The organism is Paenibacillus sp. 276b (assembly GCF_900107875.1).
Taxonomy (GTDB): domain Bacteria; phylum Bacillota; class Bacilli; order Paenibacillales; family Paenibacillaceae; genus Paenibacillus; species Paenibacillus marchantiae.
The window spans coordinates 1,358,872-1,380,150 of record NZ_FNRR01000001.1; the positions used below are offsets into that span (position 1 = coordinate 1,358,872).

Genomic DNA, 21,279 nt, shown 5'->3' on the forward strand with positions numbered 1-21,279 from the left:
CTCCATAAGCTGTATCTATATTGCTAACCATGTTTAAGGGGCGGATACAGCTGGATTTAGGTCAATTTCCAGTTCAAATCTTTGAATAAAAAACCTCATTTAAATGGTCTTCAATATTGTTCCTTTAAGAGTACAGGACGGTTGTAGGGGTCTTATTATAAATCGTTTTCGAAGAACTTGAGAACGGATGAGATTCCTCTCTATAATTGCAACTTATATGTTCATAAACCATTGTTATACGAAATTTTAACTCTGATTTATTCCTGAAAAACACTCAACGCAATGAATATAGAATATCGAAAAATATAAGATAAAATATACTGCTTCAAACCAGATATAATCCGGTGGATAAGACTCGTAAAATGGCATGTTCAAAGCTGTGTAAATGTGTTCGTTTATCGATGAGGGACAGAATGGGGTGATTTCTCAAAATTGGGTTATTACTCCCGTTTTAGATCAATTTCATATGGATTTGCGATGGATTTAGTACCGCTTTCAATGTATGCTTTTGGAAACTGGAAAGGAAGTGGGAAAAATGGAACGCGAACTGGCGTTGGAAATTGTCCGAGTAACAGAATTGGCTGCGTTAGCTTCAGCACCCTGGATGGGGCGGGGCGACAAGAATAGTGCAGATGAGGCGGCTACTTTGGCTATGCGCGCCATGTTCGATTCCGTGTCTATTCGCGGCACGGTGGTAATCGGTGAAGGAGAAATGGATGAAGCACCCATGTTGTATATCGGCGAGGAAGTCGGCAACGCTGAGGGCCCCGAGGTTGATGTGGCTGTAGATCCTTTGGAAGGTACAGAGATCGTAGCCAAGGGCCTGAACAACGCTTTATCGGTTATTGCAGTGGCGGGAAAAAGCAAACTGCTCCACGCACCGGATATGTACATGGAGAAGCTGGCTGTAGGGCCTGCTCTGGTGGGCAAGGTCAGTATCGAAGATCCGGTTGAGGTGACATTGGAGAAAGCCGCTGAAGCATTGAACAAAAACATCTCAGATCTGACAGTCATCATTCTGGACCGTGTACGACATGAAAGTACGATCAAGACATTGCGCAAGGTTGGTGTGCGGATCAAGTTCCTAAGCGATGGTGATGTTGCAGGCGCGATGGCACCTGCGTTCCCAGAGGCAGGTATTGATCTGTATGTCGGATCAGGAGGAGCACCGGAAGGTGTGCTTGCTGCAGCCGCCTTATCCTGCCTGGGAGGCGAGATTCAAGGTCGTCTGATGCCTGCGAACGCAGACGAGTTCCAGCGCTGCTTGCAAATGGGAATCGACAATCCTTACAAAGTATTAACGATGCAGGATATGATCGGCACGGAAGATGTTATTTTTGCAGCAACTGGTGTTACCCCTGGTGAGATTCTTGGGGGAGTGCGTTACCTCGCAGATGATCGGGCAGAGACCGATTCCATCGTCATGCGTGCCAAAACCAAAACGATTCGTTTCATCCGTTCTCAGCATTTCCTTCCGAATAAGGAAGTGCTGCACAAAGTGCGGCAGCTTCAATCTACACCTGAGTCTTCAGATCGTATTCAAAGTCATGTCACCATTTTGGAACAGGCTGAGTTCAGTCAATCATCTGTTGGTAACGGTGTGACGACCTAATGTAGGTCTGCACTGTAGTTGGTCTGCGCCAACATGAATCCATGTGAAAGCATGTGAAGAAGAAGGTTATATAGGACAAGTTACAAGAGAATATAGTAAGCAAGAGGTGGGGAATTTGTTTACACAAATCCTCATCTTTTTTTGTGTTAAAAGCATTGACAACGGTTACAACACATGAGAAGATGTACGCGCGTACATAATCATTTGATACACTGCATCGGTTTGGCAGGTGTTCAGGAAACATGAAGGAGGTGAGATCCATGGCATCCCGTAAAGAAGTGGCTGATCTTGCCGGTGTTTCGGAAGCTACAGTATCCCGAGTTCTTAATGGCGTTGGTCCTATTAAAGAGGAAACCCGTCGTAAGGTTATTGAAGCTTCCGAGCAGTTGGGTTACGTCCCCAGCGCACTGGCCCGCAGCTTTGCGAGAAGTAAAAGCGGTAACCTTGGCGTGGTGTTGCCCTACGTCCCGAAAGCACACTTGTTCTCGGCGTATTTCTTCTCGGAAATGCTGAGTGGCATTGGGAGCAAAGCCAGGGACAACGGCATGGACCTGCTGGTCATGTTCAGGACACCGGGTGAAGTGATGAACTATACGGATCTGTTCCGCCGTCAGAAAGTGGATGCTTGCATTATTCTCGGCGCACGAGATGAACATGGGGAACTGGCAGCCATGCAGAGGCTTCAGCAGGAAGGACACCCCTTTTGCATTATGAGCCAGCACTTTGCAGGTGAATCATTCATGGAAGTGGATGCCGACCATGTGGAGGGCAGCAGGCTGGCAATCCGTCACCTTACCGATCAGGGCTACCGGAATATCGCCTTTCTTAATGGTCCGGATAGTTATTCCAACAGTCAGGAGCGGCTTCAGGGCGTTCATATCGGACTGAATGAAGCCGGAATGAATATGGATTCCAGTCTGTTGCTGGAGGGGAACTATGGCAGACGAAGCGGGGTGGAGGCAGCTGCCACCATTGCAGCCCGGCTTAACGAGATTGACGCTGTATTTGCTGCGAATGACCGGATGGCAATCGGTGTTATGCATGGTTTGCGTGAGCGTGGGATCAAGGTTCAGGATTTCCCTGCGTTTGTAGGTTATGATGACTCCGATGCGGCCGAGATGGCGGTTCCGCCGCTGAGCAGCGTCAGGGTTCCCTTTTATGAAATGGGAGAACTGGCCGCATCCAAACTTATTCATGGATCACTGGGAACAACAGCTTCATCAGTGAATTCCGAAGTTCCCTTAGAAACAGCAAGGCAGTTGTTGCCTACAGAGCTGATCATCCGTGCCTCTTCAATCCGTAATTAATACATTGCTAGTTATATTCCAAAGGAGGAAGTGACCATGTCAAAGCGTCTTCGTGTCGGAATGGTTGGATACAAATTTATGGGGAAAGCCCACAGCAACGCTTATCGCAGTCTGCCGATGTTTTTCCCGTCTGCCCCGCTGCAGCCTGAGATGTCTGTAATCTGTGGACGGAACGAGCAAGGAGTTCAGGAGGCTGCCAGTCAGTTCGGCTGGTCTGAAAGTATAACGGACTGGCGCGAGCTGGTGCGGCGTGATGATATCGATCTGATCGATATTAACGCTCCAAGTGATGCCCATAAGGAAATCGCACTGGAAGCCGCTCGTCAGGGTAAACATCTGTTCTGTGAAAAGCCGCTGGCTTTGTCGCTAGCTGATTCGCGTGAAATGCTCCAGGCTGCTGAAGAAGCAGGAGTTGCGCACATGGTCGGATTCAACTACCGTTTCTCTCCAGCGGTGCAGCTGGCTAAAGAGTTGGTGCAAAGCGGACGCCTAGGCAAAATCTATCATTTCCGTGCGTTTTTCCTTCAGGATTGGATCATGGACCCTTCGTTCCCGCTGGTATGGCGTCTGCAAAAGGAAGTAGCCGGTTCCGGCTCACATGGCGATCTCGGCGCACACCTAATTGATCTTGCACGTTTCCTGGTGGGTGAATTCAAGGAAGTAATCGGGATGAGCGAAACGTTCATTAAAGAGCGGCCGCTGGCTTCGGAAATGACCGGACTTAGTGCCAAAGGCAGTTCGAACGCAGATGCTCCGAAGGGCGAAGTAACGGTAGATGATGCCACGTTGTTCCTCGCACGGTTTGCAGATGGTGCACTAGGAAGCTTCGAGGCTACGCGCTTTGCAGCAGGTCATCGCAGTACCAACTCGTTTGAAATCAATGGCAGTCTCGGTAGCGTCCGGTTTGATTTTGAACGGATGAATGAACTGGAAGTGTATTTTACGAAGGACGATGAAGATGTGCAGGGCTTCCGCCGTGTTCTGGCGACTGATCCGGCACACAAATATGCTGAGGCGTGGTGGCCTGCGGGACATACGATTGGATTCGAGCACACGTTCACACATGAAATGCTGGAACTGGTGACCGCGATCTCCGAAGGACGGCAGCCTGAACCAAGTTTCCACGATGGGGTTGCCTGTCAAGCGGTATTAGAAGCTGTTGAACGTTCCGTTACAGAGCGTCGCTGGGTGTCGCTAGAAGAAATGTAAGCATTAAACCACTGAATTGTGAAGTGGACATCATGTTGGCACTCATTTGAAATAAATAAGCTAGATTTAAGCTAGGATGTTGACCTCGGAGAGGTCTTGAGTTTGCATAAGGTCCGATAGAGAATGACAATAACTTAACTTCCGGAAAGCGAGTGATGGGTGATGAGCAAAGCACTAATCGTATGGGGCGGCTGGGATGGACATGAACCAGAGCAGGTAGCAGCGATTTTTGAACGCATTTTGAAGGAAGAACAATTCGAGGTTGAAGTCTCAGATACACTGGAAGCTTATGCGGATGCAGAGAAACTGCTGGGCCTGGATCTGATCGTTCCGTTGTGGACAATGGGACAGATTGAACAGGAACTGGTCAATAACGTATCTGCGGCTGTTCAGAGCGGCGTGGGTCTTGCGGGTCTTCACGGCGGGATGTGTGATGCGTTCCGTAACAACGTCGACTGGCAGTTCATGACGGGTGGGCAGTGGGTTGCGCATCCAGGGAACGACGGCGTGGAGTACACGGTAAACATGAAACGTGGTTCCAGTCCGCTCTTGGATCATATTGAAGATTTCCAGGTGAAAAGTGAACAGTATTACCTGCACGTGGATCCTGCAGTAGAAGTGCTGGCAACGACACGCTTCCCAATTGTTAACGGTCCGCATGCAGCGAATGGCCCAGTAGATATGCCAGTCGTTTGGACCAAACGCTGGGGTGCAGGCCGCGTGTTCTACAACTCGCTCGGACACCATGCAGATATCGTGGAGATGAAACAAGTTACTGAAATGATGCGTAGTGGTTTCAAATGGACTGCCGCAGGCAAAGCACTTGCGCAAAGCCGCAAGGACGCAGTGGCTGAAGTTTACACAGGAATGGCTGATAACCAAAATCACTAATTTAATTTAAACCTAATTCATATCCGTTGAGATAAATATATTGACCCACATAAAGCGGTGTTGAGTAGTTTTGGAAGCGCTATATCAATTAGGAACACGAAGGGAGTCCACGCATGAAAACAATGAAAGTAGGCATTATTGGCTGCGGTAAAATCAGTGGTATTTATATGGAGAACTGTCACCGATTTGAGGTGCTTGATCTTGTAGCGGTTGCAGATCTAGATCGGAACAGGGCAGAGGAGCAGGCGGCTGCTTATCATGTTCCTAACGTATACACGGTAGATGAAATTTTGGCAGACCCTGAGATCGACTTGATTATCAATCTGACAATCCCTGCCGTTCATGCGGATGTATGCTTGAGAGCGCTCGAAGCAGGCAAACATGTCTACGTGGAAAAACCACTCGCAGTCACACGTGAAGAGGGTCAGGCAGTCCTGGAAACGGCTAAGCGCAAAGGGCTGCTGGTAGGCTGTGCGCCAGAGACGTTCTTTGGTTCAGGCATTCAGACGGCACTCAAAGTGGTAGAGGATGGTGTCATTGGCAAACCTGTGGCCGCTACCGCATTCATGATGAGCCGTGGGCATGAGCATTGGCATCCAGATCCGGAGTTCTACTATGCAGCCGGTGGCGGGCCGATGTTTGATATGGGGCCCTATTACTTGACTGCGCTCGTACAATTGCTGGGACCAATCAAGTCCATTGCTGGCATGACGGGCAAAGCGATGGAACAGCGGACGATCACGAGTGAGAAAAAGCGGGGTCAGAGCATCCCTGTTGAAATTCCGACGCATGTAGCCGGATTGTTGCAATTTGAGCAGGGAGCTATCGGCACGCTGATTACGAGTTTTGACGTATTTGGCGGAAGTGTGTTGCCACCGATTGAAGTATACGGCACGCATGGAACACTACAGGTTCCTGATCCAAACACATTCGGTGGTCCAGTTCGTTACCGCTTGCTAGGTGATGAGGAATGGACTGAGGTACAGCTTCTGCCAGGATATCAGGAAAATACACGTGGCATCGGTGTTGCAGATATGGCTTATGCCGTGGGCAGCGGACGTGCTCATAGAGCAAGTGGAGAGCTGGCCTACCATGTGCTTGAAGCGATGTGGGCGTTCCATGATTCTTCGGATGAGCAGACTTTTTATAAAATGGATAGCACATGTCAGCGCCCAGCTGCACTGCCGGCAGATCTTCCATTATACACACTTGATCAATAATCGATTAAGTTAGAAGTATAGCCCTGACTCCCGATACGTGGGAAGCAGGGCTATTTTCAATTTATATCAAGCATGATTAGGGTTCGAATCCTGCCTGGCTAATCCATATTTCATGTTCCTCAAAATGCGCCTTCATTCGCTCGACTACCATTTTGTATGCCTCAGGACTGAACCAATCTTCCTTGCCCACTTGTTCGTAAAGTGGCTTCATGCCAAGTCTCCGGGTTCGCTTGCCCTCACTGCCATCTCCCATAAAGTAATCATCAATGCATATACGATCAACAAGCGGCCTCAGAATGGCTGCAAAGCTTTCGCTGCTGGGCAATACTGGCGCAATAGCAGCTTGTGTGGGGATACCGGCATCTTGCAGTTGTTCCAGGGCACGCAATCTGCCCGCGATTGGCGGAGCTGAAGGACTGAACTGCTTGCGGATATCATCCAGATCCGTTTCCACGGTCATGCTAACCCGGACCCGGTCACCCAACTTTTTCAGCAGATCGATATCTCGGGTCACCAATGGGCCTCGGGTTTGAACCAATATAAAATCGGGTTGATGCTCAGCCATGACTTCTAGCAAAGACCGCGTGATTTGCTCCTTATATTCAACGGGCTGATACGGGTCTGTACTAGATGACATAAAAATAGTGACTTTACCTTTCGATTTCGCACGCTTCAGCTCCTTGGCAAACACATTGGCGGCTTCCTGTTTCACATCAACCCAGCTCCCCCATGGCTCTTTGCGAAATAAAGATACGGGCATTTGCCTGACATAACAGTAGGAACAGCCAAAAGCGCAGCCTGTGTAGGGATTCAGCGTATGCGTATAACCATTAAGGAAGCCGGTTCCTTTGTTCAGCAACGTTTTGGGTACTTTGTATACTAAGCTGGTCTTCATAATTGATCACGCCTTTGTTCACGATAATTGGCAGGTGTGCATCCTGTATGTTTTCGAAATACTGTAATAAAATACGCCGGATTGGCTATGCCAACCTGTCGACCGATATCTGTGACGGTAAGCCGGGTGCTTTCAAGCAATTTCCGGGCTTCGGTGACTCGTTTTTCCTGAATATATTCCACCGGAGTTAGGCCGGTAATCCGTTTGAACACCCGATGCAGATGATACGGACTACCGTGACTCACATTTGCTAGAATATCAAGTGTAAGGGGCTCGGCATAATGATGTTCAATATAGTCTGTTACAACGGAAATCCATTCCTGATCGGGAACTCGCTCGCCCGTTGGCTTGCACCGTTTGCATGGACGGAAATGTCGCGCCAAAGCTTCTTCAGGATTGTTAAATATAGAGACATTCTCATATTTGGGTGCTTTCGACTTGCAGGAAGGTCGGCAAAAGATGCCTGTTGTTTTGACACCGTAATAGAATTTTCCATCAAAGCTGCTATCGTTGTGGATAATGGCATTCCATTGTTTTTCATCTATAGGAACTGAATCTGATTGATAGGAATTGTGACTTTCCAAAAGAATCACCTCAAGTCTCATTATACCCCTGATTTATGGGAATCGACGAAGTTTCAAACAAAAAAGCAAGATATCAATATGTTGGAAATGGACATCCCTTCAATCTGGTTGAAATATAGGCTACAATGTACAGGATGGCAAGCTGTTTAATTGTGAAATTTATTTACGAAAGAGGTAGATTGAATGGTTCGTTTTGGAGTGGTAGGTACCAACTGGATTACAGAGAGACTTCTTGAGGCCGCTGCACAAGTCGAAGGATTCGAATTGACCGCCGTGTACTCAAGAACTGAAGATAAAGCTAATGCATTTGCAGATCAATATCACGCTGCACTTCGATTTACTAGCCTCGAAGAGATGGCTGCGAGTGATGGGCTCGATGCCGTGTACATTGCTACACCGAATACCTTTCATGCGGAGCAGGCAGAGTTGTTTCTGAGAAACGGCAAACATGTACTGTGCGAGAAGCCTTTGGCCGCCAATGGAGCAGAGGTCCGTCGTATGATTGATACAGCGCAAGAACATGGAGTTCTGCTCATGGAGGCCATGAAATCGACCCTTGTTCCCTCGTTCAAAATGGTACAATCTCACCTACATAAAATTGGCCCGGTACGTAAATATGTGGCGAGCTATTGCCAGTACTCTTCCCGGTACGACAAGTATAAGGAAGGAATCGTCCTGAATGCGTTCAAACCCGATCTTGCTAATGGAGCGTTAATGGATCTTGGTGTGTATTGTCTCTATCCATTGATTACGTTGTTTGGCGAGCCTAAACAAGTTCAGTCCCAGGCATTGATGCTGGAATCAGGGGTAGATGGACAAGGCAGTGTTATTCTGAATTATGATGAGATGGAAGCGGTAGTGACGTACTCCAAAATCTCCAATTCTCACGTTCCAAGTGAAATTATGGGCGAACGCGGCAGCATCCTCATTGACAAAATTGGTTCACCCGAACATGCGGAGATACGCTACAATGATGGTACGGTGGAAAAACTCACTGCCGAGCAAATTTACCCGTCGATGTATTATGAGCTGGAGGAGTTTGTCAATCTGATTCAGCAGGGCAAAAAGGAATCGGATATGAACACGTATGAACGTTCCTATGTTACCATGCAGGTGATGGATCAGATCCGGCAGCAGATTGGTCTTGTTTTTCCTAATGATTAATTCTGGAAAGTGAGCTGAGACGAGATGAGCAGAGATGAGCAGAAGAGCAGAGTAGCCGGCCTGGAGCTGGCACAGATTATTTTTATCGGGCGAACCTTCGAGGAATATATGAAGATGTTCAACCTGACCGTGGAAGAGATTAAAGGTAAGTCCATTCTCGATTGTCCGGGTGGGGCTTGTTCATTCAGTAGCCATGCGCGAGAGTGGGGTGCAGATCCCATGGCAGCGGATATCGCCTATGAACATGAGATCAGCCAACTGGAAGTGAAGGGACTTCAGGATATTGAACATACGATGAAACAAATGGAACACGTACAAGACAAATATAGATGGGATGATTTCGGTTCGATCCATGGCTTGAAAGAAGAACGTAGACGTGCAATCACAGACTGTGTAGCGGATATGAGACGTTTTCCTGACCGTTATGTGGCCTCTGTACTGCCGGAGTTACCTTTTGCCGATGAACAATTCGACCTAACATTGTCAGCACATTTCCTGTTTACGTATGCAGATCGCCTGAATGCCGAATTCCATCTACAGACGATCCTTGAGCTGTTGCGAGTAACCAAGCGGGAGCTGCGTATCTTCCCTACAGTAGACTTGTCTGGCAAACGTTATGAGCACATGGATGAACTAAAGGCTATACTGGAAGAACGCGGATATATTACTTCTGAAGAGAAAACTTCATACGAATTCCAGCGGGGAGCACATACGATGCTCCATATTGTGAAATCCCGGTAAACATACCTGAATTGCAACAGCACAGACAGCACTTCATTCATATGAAGGTTTTAATAAGATACGCATGACCAGAACAGGTTAGGAGGTTTTATCGGATGAAAAAAGTACTTATACTTGGTGGGACACGGTTCTTCGGCAAACGTCTGGTTGATCATTTGCTGTGGGAAGGAAAGTCTCAGATCACAGTCGCAACTCGCGGCAAAACGGATGTAGACTTTGGGCCTGAGGTCAACAGGATTAAAATGGATCGTGAAGACCCCAAATCTCTTGCCGAGGTTGCGCAGACCGACATGTGGGATATTGTCTATGACAACATCTGTTACTCGCCGGATGCGGCGAAGTCGGCTTGCGAAGCTTTTGCTGGACGTACCCAAAGATACATTTTGACATCAACGCTCTCGGTATATGGAGATCCCAAACCTGGATTTACCGAAGCCGATTTCGATCCGTACACCTACCCGGTGCAATACGGAAGCCACGAAGATTTCTCCTATGGCGAGGGTAAACGTCTAGCGGAAGCTGTATTTTTCCAGGAAGCGGATTTCCCGGTTGCAGCGATGCGCATACCAATTGTACTCGGGATTGATGATTACACGCGAAGACTTCATTTTCATATTGAACATGTGCAAAAAGGAAAACCTATCGGCATGCCCAATCCGAACGCCGAAATTGGATTTATCAATTCCACCGAAGCCGCGAGATTTCTCGCTTGGCTCGGACATTCATCCATTACAGGACCTGTGAATGCAGCGTCCAAAGGGACGATAACACTTTCCGCCATGATGCATCTGATCGAAACGGTAACAGGCATGCAATCACAGGTATTGACCGAAACGATCAAAGAAGACATGTCACCCTTTGGAATTTCGGAATCCTGGACAATGGATACATCCAAAGCAGAGCAGGCGGGATATACATTCGAAGCATTAATGGATTGGTTCCCGGGTCTAGTTCGAGAAGTCGCTCTGGCACTTCAATCTGAAGGCTAGAATCCATATATATAAGAGGTACATTTCATAAAAAAACAGGACGCAATTCAGAGAGACATTCTCCGATGCGTCCTGTTTGTATTTGCTTCAACAAAACAGTTTCTCTCAAGTTAGGGTTGGTCTACGACTGATTTTCCTTTTATTCGCAAGGTACAGAGGCCGAAGCGCGGATACGCAGCTCCGATGGCATAATGACGGTCTGTGGTTCCTCAGGAGCCTTGCCTTCAATTCGGTCAATCAGCATTTGCATGCCGATGGCACCAAAATCATAGGCAGGCTGTGCAGCAACCGTGAGAAAGGGATCAAAGGCAGAAGCCAAATCCAGGTCATCAAAACAGACGACCGAGATGTCTTCAGGCACACGCAGCCCCCGTTTACGTAAAAGTCGAATGACGCCTATGGCGAGCATGTTGTTTGCTGCAAATATGGCTGTAGGTTTTTGCTGATGTGCAAGCAAACTGTCGATACCCACTTCATCGCTGAAATCCCGGTAGCCTGTTCGAAGGATTAATCCTTCATCAAAGGGCAGCTGGGCTTCCCGGAGTCCCTCCATGTATCCTTCTTCTCGCAGCCGCGCAGTCGAAACTTCGGAAGAACCATTAACCAGAGCAATGCTGCGATGTCCGAGATTCGTCAGATAACGAATCAATTGAAGCGCACCATCTCGGCTGTCCCCAGCGATAACATCAGATGTAATTCCCGGGACAGTACGGTCCAAAATAACAAACGGAATGCTACGTTCCTGCAGCTGCTTCAAGTGATTCAGCGAGCGGTCCCCTGCAGGTGCAAATAGCACACCATCGACGCGAGTCGACAGAATGGTTTCCACATAATTTTTCTCCTTGTCGTAATCCTCGTCGCTATTACTGAACAAGAGGCGATAACCACGCAGATTTGCAGCGTCCTCAGCCCCCCGGGCCAGCGTTGTATAGAAGGGGTTCGTAATATCCGTAATCAGCAGTGACAGCATATGAGTCCGTTGCAGCACAAGACTCCGTGCATTCGAGTTGGGTATGTAACCAAGTTCTTCGATGACCTGTTGTACACGCTCGCGTGTAGCCGGACTAATACGACCTGTTTGATTAATGACTTTGGAGACGGTCATGGCGGAGACGTTGGCTTTTTTGGCAATATCATAAATGGTAATCAATAGGATCTAACCTTTCCGCAACATAGTCCTTCCATTCTATAGGATAATGCCGATTGACAGCAACATAGGCTCATGCTATCTTAGGGTTACCGATAACCCTAATCATAAAAAAAGTTGATTTATTTCAGTCTCACCGCTCTTCATTTTGCTCACATCGCTTCCTTCACACTCCATAATAGGACAGCATAACGGAGTCAATAATATAGAGCGGTTTATTAAACTAATTATTTGTAAACGCATTCATAATGAGAAAAAGAACTGACCGTTGGCATGCAATGCTATTGTGTTACCTCGGGTATCGGTGAAGAGAAGGAACAGAATCCATAATTTGCCCCAACAAAATACACACGGACAAGTCACAAGTAATTCGTACCTATTCTATGAAACCATTGAAGGAGGACGTTTTAGTATGACACATCAGGATTATCGTTATAAACAGGCATTTCCCAAGATTGGTATTCGTCCCACGATTGACGGAAGACGCAAGGGTGTTCGTGAATCATTGGAAGAGCAGACGATGCGCATGGCGACGTCCGTTGCCGAGCTGCTCGCAACAGAACTTCGGTATCCCGATGGTTCGCCGGTAGAATGCGTCGTTGCCGAGTCCTGTATTGGCGGTGTGAACGAGGCAGCGGCAGCAGCGGAACTATTCAGTCGCTCCAACGTGGGCGTGACCATTACCGTTACACCATGCTGGTGTTATGGAACAGAAACGATGGATATGTCTCCTTCTATTCCTACAGCTATCTGGGGCTTTAATGGAACCGAACGTCCGGGTGCAGTATATCTGGCAGCAGTGCTCTCTGCCCATGCACAGAAGGGGATTCCGGCTTTTGGTATCTATGGCGAGGATGTGCAGGATGGAGGAGATACGACGATTCCTGATGACGTTCGTGAGAAATTGCTTCGCTTCAGCCGTGCGGGTCTTGCCGCTGCAACCTTGAAGGGACGTGCTTATCTGTCTATCGGCTCGGTATCCATGGGTATTGCCGGCTCCATCGTGAACGATTCTTTTTTCCAGGAGTATCTGGGCATGCGGAACGAATATGTGGATATGAGTGAACTGACTCGTCGTATAGAAGAAGAAATCTACGATCCTGAGGAGTATAAGCTGGCGCTAGCATGGGTGAAGGAGAACTGTAGTGAAGGACCGGACAACAATCCTGCCCATCTGCAGACAGACCGCAAACGCAAAGAGTATGAATGGGAAACGGTTGTGAAAATGACGCAGATCGTACGTGACCTGATGGCTGGCAATCCGAAGCTTGCGGAGCTGGGATTCACTGAAGAATCTATGGGCCACCACGCGATTGTCTCCGGATTTCAGGGACAACGACAGTGGACGGATCATTCACCCAACGGAGATTTTCTGGAATCCATCCTGAATTCTTCCTTTGACTGGAATGGCAAACGCTCGCCTTATCTGGTGGCAACAGAGAACGACAGCCTGAATGGTGTGTCGATGTTATTTGGTTCCCTGCTTACACATACCGCGCAGATCTTCGCAGATGTACGCACCTATTGGAGCCCGGATTCGGTAAAACGCGTGACAGGGCACCAGCTGGAAGGAAACGCAAAGGACGGTATTTTGCATCTGATCAACTCCGGTTCTGCGGCATTGGATGGTACAGGGCAACAATCAAGAGCGGGTGAGCCTGTGCTCAAGCCTTTCTGGGAAATTACAGACGAAGAGGTTCAGGACTGCCTGAAAGCCACCTCATGGCGGCCGGCATCCGTGGAATATTTCCGGGGCGGCGGCTATTCGGCTGATTTCCTGACCAAGGGCGGCATGCCTGTTACGATGACGCGTCTCAATTTGGTTAAAGGACTAGGGCCAGTACTGCAAGTGGCTCAAGGTTACACCGTCGACCTGCCTGAGGATGTGCACGATACGCTGGATCAGCGGACAGATCCGACTTGGCCTTCCACCTGGTTTGCACCTGTTCTGACGGGCTCAGGGGCTTTTACTTCGGTCTATGAAGTAATGAATCAATGGGGCGCGAACCATGGCTCCATCTCTTATGGACATATCGGAGGGGATTTGCTAACACTGGCCTCCATGCTTCGTATCCCAGTGAGTATGCATAATGTACCGGAATCCGAGATTTTCCGTCCACGTGCCTGGGGACTGTTCGGCACAAGTGAACCGGAAAGTGCCGATTACCGGGCATGCAGCGTCTTTGGACCGTTGTATCGTTAACATCCAAACGGCTTGTCGCGGAAGCGAAGGAGGCATTAGAGATGGGAACTCAGGCAACACATGTGCTTGCTGCCGATTACGGCGCCGGAAGCGGCCGGGTGGTCCGTGGGTCCTTTGACGGGAGTAAGCTCTCGTTAGAGGAAGTGCATCGATTCAGTAACGATCCTGTACACCTGGGAGATGGATTGTACTGGGATTTCCTGCGACTTTTCCACGAACTGAAACAAGGGATTGTAAAGGGCATACAAGGCATCTCCCAACCGGTCCGTTCCATCGCTGTGGATACGTGGGGAGTCGACTATGGATTAGTGGACGGGGAGGGAAGATTATGCTTCAACCCCCGCCATTACCGGGAATCGCGTAATGCAAAGTGGATGGAAGAAGCACTGCGCATGGTGAATGAAGAAGAGCTTTATTCCATGTCCGGTGTCCTGCCACAACAGATAAATACCGTATTTCAACTGCTTGGAAGTGTGCGCGAGCACTCGGAAGGTCTGCGGCCAGATGTGCGAATGTTATTGATGCCGGATTTATTTAACTATTACCTATCTGGTCAGCAGGCCTGCGAGTACACAATTGCCAGTACAAGCGGACTATTGCATGCCGGAGATGCTCGATGGAATGAACAATTGATTGGCCGACTGGGTATCCCTGAGACGTTATTCCCACCTCTCGTACAGCCAGGCACGGTGCTGGGGCAATTAACGGATGACTTGTGTGCAGAGTTGAAGATTGAACCGATGCAAGTGATATCTGTAGGTTCACATGATACAGCATCTGCATTAGCAGCCATTCCTGCGACAGATTCGGAATTTGCCTTTATTAGCTGTGGCACCTGGTCTCTCATGGGCGTGGAACGTGACATTCCTGTATTGGATAATCGTAGTCGTCAACTAGGGTTCACCAATGAGGGCACGGTAAATGGCAAAGTGCGAACTTTGAAGAATCGCTCAGGCCTGTGGTTATTGCAGGAGTGCAAACGGCAGTGGGAACGGGAGAATCAACGTTTTACCCATGAGGAACTGGTCCAGCTCGCTGCTTCGGCAACCGCTCACCAATGTTATGTATCGCCCGGAGACGGGGTGTATTTGGCACCAGGCGATATGCCAGAGCGAATCCGGCAACAGTGCAGTGCCAGCGGGCAAGCAATACCCGAATCGACCGGAGCCATTGTGCGTTGTATTCTCGAAAGTTTGGCACTGGAGTTCAGACAGACTCTGGATGAACTGGAGCTAATTACAGGCACTCGGCCATGGGTGATTCATATGGTCGGTGGCGGTGTGCATAATCGCTTATTGTGTCAATTTACGGCGAATGCAGCAGGGATTCCGGTGATAGCGGGTCCTGCCGAGGCAACTTCAGCCGGAAATTGCATGCTGCAATTCCTGGCACATGGCGAAGTGAGCAGCTTGTCCGAGGTCCGAGAAGTTATGGCTTCTTCCTTTTCTCCCGAAACCTATGAGCCAGAAGACACCGCAAGATGGCAGGAAGCCTACGTAAGATACCAAAACCTGAATCAAACATTGGCGAGCAAATCCAATTAGATGAGCATTTTGTAAAATGCTTAAAAAGAAAAGTCAAAGGAGTGGAGCAGAACATGTCTGAACAACAGGTAAGGGAAGAATTGACCAAATATGCCCGCAGAGCGGTCGCTCAGGGACTGGTGGTTGGACCTGGGGGGAATCTGAGCGCCCGTTTCGAAGGAACGATGCTTCTTTCGCCGAGTGGTTACGCACTAGAGGATCTGGAACCTGACGAATGGATCGCGATTGATATTGCGACAGGAGAGACACGTGCCGGATCAACACGCCCTTCCTCCGAGGTGTTGATGCATCTGTATAGCTATCGGGTCAACCCTGACATTCAAGCCATTGTGCATACACATCCGGCATACACCATCGCCCTGAGTCTCGTTTTCGATGAATTGCCTCATTTGTTCCCTGATCAGTCGGCACTGGTAGGCGATATTGGCTTTGTCCCTTATGTTCTGCCCACAACCAAACTTCTTGCTGATGCGGTGGCTGCCAAGGTTGAAGAGCACACAGCGCTTATTCTGGTTAACCACGGATTGGTCACGACAGGTAAAAACCTGCGCGAAGCCTACTACCGCACCCAGGTGGTGGAGGAAAGCGCCAAGGTGTACATGATCGCCAAGGCAGCAGGGGAGCCTAAAGTGCTTACTGCGGAAGAATACAAGGAGATCCAATCTCTTGAAAGTGAAACCTACCGCGTACAGCTGCTGCAACAACTTAAGTCGTAAATGAATATTTATAATTAAACGAAATTTAAAGGTTATCTCAACAAAGAGCAGATTACGTCCTCCAGAAAAAAATCTGGAATACAGGATGTGAATTGCTCTTTTTTTATTTTGGATCAAACGGGGAGTACATGGTGAGAAAAATAATACATAGTAATTGGGTAAGAATTATTGAAATTATTGTCGATTGAAGGTATACTGTCGTTAATCATCAGTGAGTAACAACAAAAAAACTACAATTATTTATATATGAGGAGTGAATTTAGTGGGTCCTGAGCTAAACGAATTGGAGTTGGAATACGAACTGCTGAAGCAGCTTCGGGACGCGAGCGCTCCCATCGGGGCCAGCACGTTGGTTCATACCCTGGGCAAAACGTACGGTCTAAGTCAGGCTACAATCGGAAGAAGACTTATGGAGATGGACGTTGAAGGTTTCACGATACTGGAGGGCCGGAGGGGAAGGGTTCTGACCGAACAGGGGATGGAACGAATCAAGATTCTGGAGAAGGATTTACAGCAAAAAAGTGTAAATTCTCAGCTCATTCAGATGCTGAACCATTCCGGTGAAAAGGCTCTGCTTGATGTCCTTGTAGCCAGAAGGGCTCTGGAACGGGAAATTGCTTCCCTTGCAGCACAACGAGCCTCCAAAGAATACATAGTGCTACTGGAAGCCTCTATTGCTACCCAGCATCAATTGCTTTCCCAGAATATTATTCCTTACGAGGAGGACCGGGAATTTCACAGGCTGCTGGCTTATGCGGCTCAAAACCAGATTCTGCTGCATGCGGTTGAACTCGTCTGGGAGACAAGCCGTGATTTCCTGGAAACAGCTTATATTAGGCAAAGAGTAGGTAGTGAACTGGTCGTGGACCACCAGCGGATTCTTGAGGCAGTAGCAGCAGGCTCCCCGGAACAGGCTGAAGCTGCAATGGTGAATCATATTAACCAGATGATTGAGGATGTCAAACGATATTTTGCCATGCAGAACCTTAATATAACTTCGGATGAGACCCGGTGATAAAGGAGTTGAACTTGTGAAAACAATTTATCGATTAGGTATAGATATCGGAGGCACATTCACGGATGCCCTGGTTATGGACAATCATGGCAGGGTGATTGCGGCACTGAAAACGCCATCGATTGCAGCAGCTCCGGAACAGGCGATTTTTAATGCACTTGATCAGCTCAAGGAAAGCGGAGTCGATCTTCATGAGATCGATCTGTTTGTGCACGGAACAACACTTGGGGTTAACACCCTAATTGAGCGTAACGGCGCAGTTACAGGTCTGTTGGTCACCAAAGGGTTCCGGGATATTCTCGAGATTCGGAGGCTACGACTCGAGGATACAACCAATCTGTATGGTGACAAGACCGATGCGCTTGTTCCGAGACATCTCGTTAAGGAAGTGGATGAGCGAGCACTTGCGAGCGGTAGCATACTTCAACCACTGGATCAGAAGCAACTCCTTCAAGCGGTAGACGAGCTGGTGGAAGAGGGGGTTACTGCCTTGGCGATCAGTTTTTTGCACGCTTATGTCAATCCTGCTCATGAGCAGCTTGCGGAAGAGTTAATCAGGGAACGTCATCCGCACCTGTTTCTCTGCAGAAGCAGTGCCATTTGGCCGCAGCAGCGTGAATTCGAACGTACACTCGCCACAGCCATGAATGCATATGTTGGGGAACGCATGGGATCATACTTTCTTCGTCTGCAAGAAGGAATTGGCGCTTACGGTCTGAAAGCCAATCTGCTGTCCACAATGTCCAATGGTGGAATCATGACGGCGGCCAGAGCGGCCAAAGAGCCTGTACGTACTCTTCTGTCTGGACCTGCTTCCGGCGTAATCGCAGCAACCCATATTGCCGAGCAGGCCGGCATTCATCAAGTCATCACGTTTGACATGGGCGGGACAAGCGTTGATGTTGCCCTCATCGATAAAGAGCCTGCCTATTCTACCGAGAATAAGGTTGGGGATTTTCCAGTCATCATTCCCGCTGTGGATGTAACCGCGATCGGAGCGGGTGGGGGCTCAATTGCCTGGCTCGATTCCGTAGGGGTACTCAAGGTGGGACCACGAAGTGCAGGAGCCAATCCAGGTCCAGCCTCCTATCATCGTGGGGGAGAAGAGCCAACAACAACGGATGCTTATCTGCAACTGGGCATTTTGCAGGCTGATCGATTCCTTGGCGGACAGATGAATCTTTACCCCGAGCTTGCAGAACGTGCTCTGGGCAATCTTGGCGAACGGCTTGGACTAAGTCCCACGCAAACTGCACAGGCCATTCTTGATGTGGCCACCGCCAATATGTATGCCCAGTTCTCTCCGCTCATGGCACGCAAGGGGGTTGATCCCCGGGACTTTACGCTGCTCGCCTATGGTGGAGCTGGGCCAATGCATGCTTTTCTCATGGCGCGTGAAGTGGGCATCCGCCGAGTGCTGATCCCACCATCTCCAGGAACACTTTGTGCCATGGGCTGCACGGTTGCCAACCTTCGCAATGATTTCGTTCATACCTTGCACAAAAGCAGTCAGACGCTTGAGCCTGGTGAGTTATCGACTCTTTACACCAGACTGGAGAATCAAGGTCGTAGTTGGGTTGAAGAGGAAGCCCGCGGCGGAGTGAAACTGGAACATATCTATTGCTTATACAGCGCCGACATGCGTTACGAAGGTCAGGCCTTTGATTTGGAGGTTACGCTCACATCCGAAGAAATCGCCGATCCTGAGAAAGCAAGGATCAAATTCCATATGTACTACCAAAATGTGTTTGGCATCAGCCAGCCGGAAGCTGATGTGATGTTCGTTAGTCTGAGAGCGACCATTGTTGGCATTCTGCCCACCCAAAGCACAGCATCTCCGGCAGAGTTGCCATTCGATGAGAGTGAAGTAGAAGAACGGATCATCACTTTTGACCACGAACAGCGAATAGCAAAAGTTCTAAAGAGGGGACAGATCCCACTGGATATGCCCATTCTTGGGCCCGTTATTGTGGAGGAATATGATACAACCATTTTCATCCCGCCTGGGTTTACGGTATACCGGGATGGTAACGGTAATGTGATTGGGGAGGTGGAGCAATGATTGGCGACAAGGTTTTTCTTGAAATTTTCAACAACCGGATTCAGGCTGCGGTGGAGGAAATGGCCAATGTCGTGCTGCGCACGGGATTCACCGCTTTTGTTAAAGAAACGGGCGATTTTGGAACCTACCTCTTGTCACCATCCGGGGAAACGTTTGGGTCGCCATTGGAGACGGGTTACAATCTATCCCTTGGCATCCCTGCTGCGGCGACCATAAACAGCATTACAGACTGGAAGGAAGGCGATCTGGTCATCTGCAATGATCCTTATTCCACCAAAGGCATGGTGACACATCTACCGGATGTTCATCTGATCAAGCCCTATTTTCACAAAGGGGAAATCATCGCATACGGCATGTGCTTCGTTCATTCTTCCGATGTAGGTGGTAAGGTACCGGGGAGCGTATCTCCAAGCGCCTACGATATTCATATGGAAGGCATTCGAATTGCGCCAGTCAAGCTGTATGAAGCAGGCGTTCTTAATGAGCAGATACTGCGCATGTTTCTGGACAATAGCCGCATTCCGGAGCAAAACCTCGGTGATCTCAAGGCACTGATGGCAGCCTTGAATCGGGGGGAGCAGCGACTAGAGGAGCTTATCGGCCGCTACGGTGTAGAGAGGATTCAACAGGGTATTAAGCAATTGCTGGAATACGCTGAGTTGAAGGCCCGCGCCATCGTACAGGAGATCCCGGATGGTTCGTATGAGTTCTGGGACTATCTGGAGAAAGGTCCTGGCGGTTATCCCATCCGATTGCGCTGCAAAATGACAATCGCGGGCAGTGATATTCATCTGGACTTTAGCGGAACCGACCCTCAGGTCAGAGCTTCGTTCAATATTCCTACCCACAATCAACAGGGGCATTACATGTTGGTTCCCGCACTCATTCGTTATTTCCGTACGCTCGATCCAACAATTCCATGGAATTCGGGCATGATTCGCATGGTTCGAAATTATGCACCACCGGCTTCAGTTCTCAACCCGGAGCCGATGGCAGCGGTTGGCGCACGAGCAGCTACCTTTATTCGGCTAATGGATGTCATCACAGGTGCTCTTGGAAAAGCTCAGGCAAGTAAGGTTCCCGCCGCAGGAGCCGGACAGGCATGCATCGTTATGATGGCGATGACAGATGCGTCAGATGGCAAAAAAAAGGTTGGCGTGATCCAGCCGATATGTGGCGGTTCAGGAGCAAGACCGATGAAGGACGGAATTGATGGCATGGATTTTGCCGTGGGTCATCTTCGAAACATTCCTGCGGAAACAGTAGAATCCGAAATGCCTGTGCTCATAGAGCATTATGGCCTTCGTGCTGATTCTGCTGGTGCTGGAACCTTCCGTGGTGGAAGCGGAATCGACCTGTGTGTCAAAATTCTTACACCAGATACCGTAATGACCGCCAGAAATATGGAGCGTATGGAGTTTCATCCGTGGGGCAGGCTTGGCGGAGGTGTTGGTACCCATGGGGAAGCGATTCTCAATGCTGGACGTGCAAGTGAACACCATCTGGGAAGAATTGATGAGTTGCTGCTCCAACCCGGAGAGACGGTGACGTTCCTGTCACAGGGCGGAGGTGGATATGGCGATCCATTTGATCGGGATCCAATGCTGGTTCTGGAGGATGTTAGAAGAGGACTGGTATCGACGGAAAAAGCTCTTGAACTGTATGGTGTCGTCATAGAAGGCCGGAACCTGAACGTGAGTGAGACCAGACAGTTGCGGGCCAAGCGGGAACGGCAGCAGGAAGAATTCGATTATGGCTGGACAAGGAAACAGTTCGAGGCCATATGGACTGACGAGATGCAAGTATCGCTGAATCAGGCGCTGCTGAATGTTCCGCTGGCACTCAGAGACTACCTGAAGCGTCAGACCATGGGAGCCGTGGAGGAGAAGCAAACTGCGACCGTATCCGTATCTCCACATGAGATATCAGGCATTATGGAAGGATTGCGTCAGAAAATAGGATTGCATTGATAAGGTACAT

The 21,279-nt window shown here is 49.0% G+C and carries 17 protein-coding genes; 14 read left to right on the forward strand and 3 right to left on the reverse strand.

The window, feature by feature from the left end:
- Positions 1–535 precede the first annotated feature (535 nt).
- The 5 genes from glpX (at position 536) to BLV50_RS05860 (ending at position 6,239) form a co-directional block, all read left to right on the forward strand.
- On the forward strand, positions 536–1,612 hold the full coding sequence (gene glpX, locus BLV50_RS05840) for a class II fructose-bisphosphatase (protein WP_090806417.1): 1,077 nt from the start codon (positions 536–538) through the stop codon (positions 1,610–1,612).
- A 260-nt stretch (positions 1,613–1,872) separates the two neighbouring features.
- Entirely contained in the window at positions 1,873–2,919 is a 1,047-nt protein-coding gene (locus BLV50_RS05845; RefSeq protein ID WP_090806419.1) for a LacI family DNA-binding transcriptional regulator, read from the forward strand.
- 36 nt (positions 2,920–2,955) lie between these two features.
- On the forward strand, positions 2,956–4,128 hold the full coding sequence (locus BLV50_RS05850) for a Gfo/Idh/MocA family protein (protein WP_063563916.1): 1,173 nt from the start codon (positions 2,956–2,958) through the stop codon (positions 4,126–4,128).
- A 162-nt stretch (positions 4,129–4,290) separates the two neighbouring features.
- Positions 4,291–5,019, forward strand: coding sequence for a ThuA domain-containing protein (locus BLV50_RS05855; protein WP_063563915.1), 729 nt, complete (start codon positions 4,291–4,293; stop codon positions 5,017–5,019).
- Positions 5,020–5,132: 113 nt separating this feature from the next.
- On the forward strand, positions 5,133–6,239 hold the full coding sequence (locus BLV50_RS05860; protein WP_090806421.1) for a Gfo/Idh/MocA family protein: 1,107 nt from the start codon (positions 5,133–5,135) through the stop codon (positions 6,237–6,239).
- Positions 6,240–6,315: 76 nt separating this feature from the next.
- Here the strand turns inward: BLV50_RS05860 and BLV50_RS05865 are convergent, their stop codons facing one another.
- Both BLV50_RS05865 and BLV50_RS05870 read right to left on the reverse strand, forming a co-directional pair.
- Entirely contained in the window at positions 6,316–7,134 is an 819-nt protein-coding gene (locus BLV50_RS05865; protein ID WP_090806423.1) for an SPL family radical SAM protein, read from the reverse strand.
- Positions 7,131–7,727 carry a bifunctional transcriptional activator/DNA repair enzyme AdaA gene (locus BLV50_RS05870; protein ID WP_371129221.1) on the reverse strand — a complete coding sequence of 199 codons (597 nt, stop codon included), beginning with the start codon at positions 7,725–7,727 and terminating at the stop codon, positions 7,131–7,133. Before BLV50_RS05870 ends, BLV50_RS05865 begins: the two co-directional genes overlap by 4 nt.
- 174 nt (positions 7,728–7,901) lie before the next feature.
- On the opposite strand from BLV50_RS05870, the gene BLV50_RS05875 reads away from it, so the two are divergent.
- The 3 genes from BLV50_RS05875 (at position 7,902) to BLV50_RS05885 (ending at position 10,612) form a co-directional block, all read left to right on the forward strand.
- A complete protein-coding gene (locus tag BLV50_RS05875; protein WP_090806427.1) occupies positions 7,902–8,882 on the forward strand; it encodes a Gfo/Idh/MocA family protein in 981 nt (326 codons plus the stop codon).
- A gap of 24 nt (positions 8,883–8,906) precedes the next feature.
- Positions 8,907–9,623: a class I SAM-dependent methyltransferase gene (locus tag BLV50_RS05880; RefSeq protein ID WP_090806429.1), complete on the forward strand. Its 717-nt coding sequence runs from the start codon at positions 8,907–8,909 to the stop codon at positions 9,621–9,623.
- Positions 9,624–9,718: 95 nt separating this feature from the next.
- Positions 9,719–10,612, forward strand: a complete 894-nt coding sequence (locus BLV50_RS05885) for an NAD-dependent epimerase/dehydratase family protein (protein WP_090806431.1) — start codon at positions 9,719–9,721, stop codon at positions 10,610–10,612.
- 139 nt (positions 10,613–10,751) lie between these two features.
- On the opposite strand, the gene BLV50_RS05890 is transcribed toward BLV50_RS05885, so the two are convergent.
- A complete protein-coding gene (locus BLV50_RS05890) occupies positions 10,752–11,762 on the reverse strand; it encodes a LacI family DNA-binding transcriptional regulator (RefSeq protein WP_090806433.1) in 1,011 nt (336 codons plus the stop codon).
- A gap of 409 nt (positions 11,763–12,171) precedes the next feature.
- On the opposite strand from BLV50_RS05890, the gene BLV50_RS05895 reads away from it, so the two are divergent.
- The 6 genes from BLV50_RS05895 to BLV50_RS05920 all read left to right on the forward strand — a co-directional run bounded on the left by BLV50_RS05895 (position 12,172) and on the right by BLV50_RS05920 (position 21,269).
- Positions 12,172–13,962 carry an L-fucose isomerase gene (locus BLV50_RS05895; RefSeq protein WP_063563907.1) on the forward strand — a complete coding sequence of 597 codons (1,791 nt, stop codon included), beginning with the start codon at positions 12,172–12,174 and terminating at the stop codon, positions 13,960–13,962.
- A complete protein-coding gene (locus BLV50_RS05900; protein ID WP_256337864.1) occupies positions 13,932–15,506 on the forward strand; it encodes a rhamnulokinase in 1,575 nt (524 codons plus the stop codon). Before BLV50_RS05895 ends, BLV50_RS05900 begins: the two co-directional genes overlap by 31 nt.
- A gap of 53 nt (positions 15,507–15,559) precedes the next feature.
- On the forward strand, positions 15,560–16,222 hold the full coding sequence (locus BLV50_RS05905; RefSeq protein WP_090806437.1) for a class II aldolase/adducin family protein: 663 nt from the start codon (positions 15,560–15,562) through the stop codon (positions 16,220–16,222).
- A 262-nt stretch (positions 16,223–16,484) separates the two neighbouring features.
- Positions 16,485–17,237: a FadR/GntR family transcriptional regulator gene (locus tag BLV50_RS05910; RefSeq protein ID WP_090806439.1), complete on the forward strand. Its 753-nt coding sequence runs from the start codon at positions 16,485–16,487 to the stop codon at positions 17,235–17,237.
- A gap of 16 nt (positions 17,238–17,253) precedes the next feature.
- Positions 17,254–19,299 carry a hydantoinase/oxoprolinase family protein gene (locus BLV50_RS05915; RefSeq protein ID WP_090806441.1) on the forward strand — a complete coding sequence of 682 codons (2,046 nt, stop codon included), beginning with the start codon at positions 17,254–17,256 and terminating at the stop codon, positions 19,297–19,299.
- Positions 19,296–21,269: a hydantoinase B/oxoprolinase family protein gene (locus BLV50_RS05920; RefSeq protein ID WP_072732930.1), complete on the forward strand. Its 1,974-nt coding sequence runs from the start codon at positions 19,296–19,298 to the stop codon at positions 21,267–21,269. The genes BLV50_RS05915 and BLV50_RS05920 overlap by 4 nt, the downstream gene beginning before the upstream one ends.
- Positions 21,270–21,279: the final 10 nt, after the last annotated feature.

Excerpts from the sequence above, each read along its gene's own strand:
- glpX (WP_090806417.1), top strand. The coding sequence starts at position 536 with ATGGAACGCGAACTGGCGTTGGAAATTGTCCGAGTAACAGAATTGGCT.
- BLV50_RS05845 (WP_090806419.1), top strand. The coding sequence starts at position 1,873 with ATGGCATCCCGTAAAGAAGTGGCTGATCTTGCCGGTGTTTCGGAAGCT.
- BLV50_RS05850 (WP_063563916.1), top strand. The coding sequence starts at position 2,956 with ATGTCAAAGCGTCTTCGTGTCGGAATGGTTGGATACAAATTTATGGGG.
- BLV50_RS05855 (WP_063563915.1), top strand. The coding sequence starts at position 4,291 with ATGAGCAAAGCACTAATCGTATGGGGCGGCTGGGATGGACATGAACCA.
- BLV50_RS05860 (WP_090806421.1), top strand. The coding sequence starts at position 5,133 with ATGAAAACAATGAAAGTAGGCATTATTGGCTGCGGTAAAATCAGTGGT.
- BLV50_RS05865 (WP_090806423.1), bottom strand. The coding sequence starts at position 7,134 with ATGAAGACCAGCTTAGTATACAAAGTACCCAAAACGTTGCTGAACAAA.
- BLV50_RS05875 (WP_090806427.1), top strand. The coding sequence starts at position 7,902 with ATGGTTCGTTTTGGAGTGGTAGGTACCAACTGGATTACAGAGAGACTT.
- BLV50_RS05880 (WP_090806429.1), top strand. The coding sequence starts at position 8,907 with ATGAGCAGAGATGAGCAGAAGAGCAGAGTAGCCGGCCTGGAGCTGGCA.
- BLV50_RS05885 (WP_090806431.1), top strand. The coding sequence starts at position 9,719 with ATGAAAAAAGTACTTATACTTGGTGGGACACGGTTCTTCGGCAAACGT.
- BLV50_RS05895 (WP_063563907.1), top strand. The coding sequence starts at position 12,172 with ATGACACATCAGGATTATCGTTATAAACAGGCATTTCCCAAGATTGGT.
- BLV50_RS05900 (WP_256337864.1), top strand. The coding sequence starts at position 13,932 with ATGCAGCGTCTTTGGACCGTTGTATCGTTAACATCCAAACGGCTTGTC.
- BLV50_RS05905 (WP_090806437.1), top strand. The coding sequence starts at position 15,560 with ATGTCTGAACAACAGGTAAGGGAAGAATTGACCAAATATGCCCGCAGA.
- BLV50_RS05920 (WP_072732930.1), top strand. The coding sequence starts at position 19,296 with ATGATTGGCGACAAGGTTTTTCTTGAAATTTTCAACAACCGGATTCAG.